Annotated in this window: 2 protein-coding genes; both read left to right on the top strand. The window is 49.4% G+C overall.

What is annotated here, in order from left to right:
* Nucleotides 1-435, top strand: a 435-nt coding sequence (locus tag AU509_RS17640; protein ID WP_176223495.1) for an AraC family transcriptional regulator, incomplete at its 5' end; no start/stop codon positions are given.
* Between the two features lie 1,189 nt (nt 436-1,624).
* A partial coding sequence (locus AU509_RS17645; RefSeq protein ID WP_139824081.1) for a condensation domain-containing protein occupies nt 1,625-3,204 on the top strand: 1,580 nt, incomplete at its 3' end.

The following is a 3,204-nucleotide window of genomic DNA, read 5'->3' on the forward strand; positions in this document are numbered from 1 at the left end:
GTTGCGATGCTGACTCATCGAGGGCCGTCGGAACGAACCAACGAAACGGCGACCCGCTTTGTTGAATGGCGTAAAACGAGCGGCCTTTCCCCAGTCGGCAGTAGTCAGACTTATGGCGTCGCTCCTGACGATCCGATAAGTACGCCCACAGCCGATTTTCGCTTTAATATCTGTGGTTCAGTGGTCGCGCCTGTCGATGAGGATAATCCGTTTGGCGTCGTGAATGCGCTCATCCCCGCAGGACGTTGCGCCGTGGTGCGGCATTGTGGTTCGCATGATGCTTTGTCTGATGGCGCTCGCGAGCTCTACGGCAAGTGGCTGCCCCAAAGCGGCGAGGAATTACGTGATTATCCGCTGTTTTTTCACTACCTTAATTTTGCCCATGAGGTGGCGGAGCACGAATTAATAACGGATATCTATCTGCCGTTAAAATGACCACGATAGCCCGGGAGCACGCGTAACCGGGTTATCGTTTCTTTTCACGGATCATCCGTCATCCATCAACCTGCGCATAATTTGTGCGTTCGGTAACGGCTAACGTCACGTCTGAACGGTAAAAACCTCGCTCCGCAAACCCCTCAACGAGTTTCTTTCATCGGCACGGTGAACATGAGATGGCGCAAACCGATGAAAATGGTCGGTGTCTGCTGCATGGGTGAGCTGACAAAATAGCGTCACCACATCTCGTAGTGTGCAAAAAAAATACACATCCTTCTCTCGGCAGCTTTTGTTTCGTTTCTTAAATTCGATACCTTTTAAGTGCAAATGTATAACCTTTTGAACATCCTAATGCTAATTAAAGGCATCGATAATGAAGAATAGAGCGCATCAATAACGTCGAATGTAATTACCATGCATTTTTTATTTTCAAAACCTTATTTCTAAATTGGTTTCCTAAATTAAATGAGTTTGAATAATACAAAACTCTTATTTATGTTAGTGAATGTTGAGGAGCATGTATTTGATGCATTTTCAATTCGGCGTGAGACTAATTTTTATTTTTATGGGTTTCGTTTAGGGATTGTTAATAATGGAGTGAGTAAAAAGAAATTTTTTAAAAGGGGTTGTTTTTATTAATTGCATGCTTTCTAATAGCGAAGGCTGATTTTTGTTATTTTAAGACATGCCAAAAATATGCCCTTTCATCTTTGTTTTTAATTTATCTCATTAATTTATATATTTTTATTTTATTCATGTCAGGGCGATAGTTATTGAGTTCGCTTATAGCGATGTTACTACGGCGTGAACCAATGTGGGGTTATTGGTTTTATTCTTATTCGATTGTTTCAGTGCGTGAAATTTGAGATTTTTCTGTTATCGATGACTCTATATTTAATCCTGTGGCTGCTTTGTGATGAAATGTCCTAAGGCATTTGTCATTACCCTTTTCCTAGGATTTATTTTATTTTTTCAGCCGGTAGTTCTGTATTTCCACCATAACAGTTTTCCCCATGTCCCATTATTGAGACGGCTTTGTTATTCATAAATTTTTATCTCTCAGCGTTAATCAATGACGAGATAATGATTGCCATGAAAACGAATATAGCCGGACTGATGGGGAGTAAGCGGGTTTATAACGAGTTTTGGTCAGTGACCTCATTGAACGATGTAAGAAAGGAGTCCTATGTCAATTTTTGATATGCAGCCCGGTTTGACACGGGAAGCACAGTCCACTTACCCCCTCAGTCGTGCTCAGCAAGGCATCTGGTTTGCTCAGCACCTCAATCCTGGGGCGGAGGCCAACGTCTTTAACGTTGCCGAATATGTTGAAATATCGGCCGTACTGAACCCACCGCGTTTTGAAATGGCGGTAAGAACCGCCGTTCAGGAAACAGAATCCCTGCGAGTGCGTTTAGAGGTTTCGTCCCTTGACGTCACTCAGTCCACGGATCTGGCGTCGTCCTGGCGTTTTCCCATATTCGACTTTAGTCGGGAAAGCCATCCGCTGGAGAAGGCGAAGCAGTGGATGGACGCGGCGTGCAACACGCCTTTTGACCTAGAGCAGGGGCCTCTCTTTTCGTTCGCGCTGATTCAGATAGCGCCGGAACATTTTCTCTTTTTCCAATGTCACCACCATATCGTCATGGATGGTTATAGCGCATCGCTGTTTATTCAGCGGGTCGCGGAGCGCTATGCCGCGTTCTCGGCTGGGGCATTAGTGCCGGACGGCGACTTTGTCGGGCTTGCACAGGCACAGAAGATTGAGCGCGACTATGAGGTTTCACCCCGCGCGAGTCACGACCGGGAATACTGGCTGAAGCAGCTGGCGAATCGGCCGGATCCGGTGAGCGTATCCGGGCGGCAGGCTCGGTGCGTGAAGATATTACGTCGTCAGCAATATCTTCCTGAGCCGACTCATCAGTTGCTTCGTCGTGTGGCGGAGCAGCGGAAAGCGGCGTTGCCGGAAGTCTTAATCTCGCTGGTCGCGCTGTACTTACATCGGATCACCGGGCAGGAAGAACTGCTGCTGGGAATGCCCATGACGGCCCGTATAGGCAAAGTGCTGCGACGTTACCCCGGTATGGTCAGCAATGTGCTGCCGTTGCGGTTGAATGTGGGTCCGACCACCACCTTGTCCGCTGGAATCCAACAGGCAAAACGCGCCGTATTCGAAGTCTCTCGTCACCAGCGTTACCGCTATGAAACGTTAAAGACCGATCTGGGGATGGGGGCTGGGGGTGAAACGCCGTTTTCTACGCTAATCAATATCCTTCCTTGCCATAACGATTCTCTGTGTTTTGAGGGGGCCAGAGCCAGAGTCCACAATCTGTTACTGGGACCGGTAGACGATCTCTCCATCACGCTGTTTGACCGAGGGGAAAACGAGGGGATCGAGCTATGCCTGAACGCCAACGCCGCGCTTTATCATGAGCGAGAGTTGGGATGGCATCTGCGTCGTCTGATTCACTTTTTCACTGTCGCCGCGACTGCACCTGACCGTCCCATCGGAGAGCTGGCACTGCGAGATCCTGAAGAACGGGCCTTGATGCAACGATGGCATTCGACACCCGCGCCCGCGCCGTCCTCTCCATTCTGTCTCCATGAGCTGTTCGAACAGCAGGCCGACACCCGGCCGCAGGCCGTGGCGGTGAGCGCAGAGGGGCGCTCGCTGAGCTACGGCGAACTGAACCGCCGCGCCAACCAGCTGGCTCGCGCGTTGATGGCGCAGGGCGTACAGCCCGACAGCCGGGTGGCGATTGCCTT

Origin of the sequence: Lonsdalea britannica (assembly GCF_002111595.1) — a bacterium.
GTDB lineage: Bacteria > Pseudomonadota > Gammaproteobacteria > Enterobacterales > Enterobacteriaceae > Lonsdalea > Lonsdalea britannica.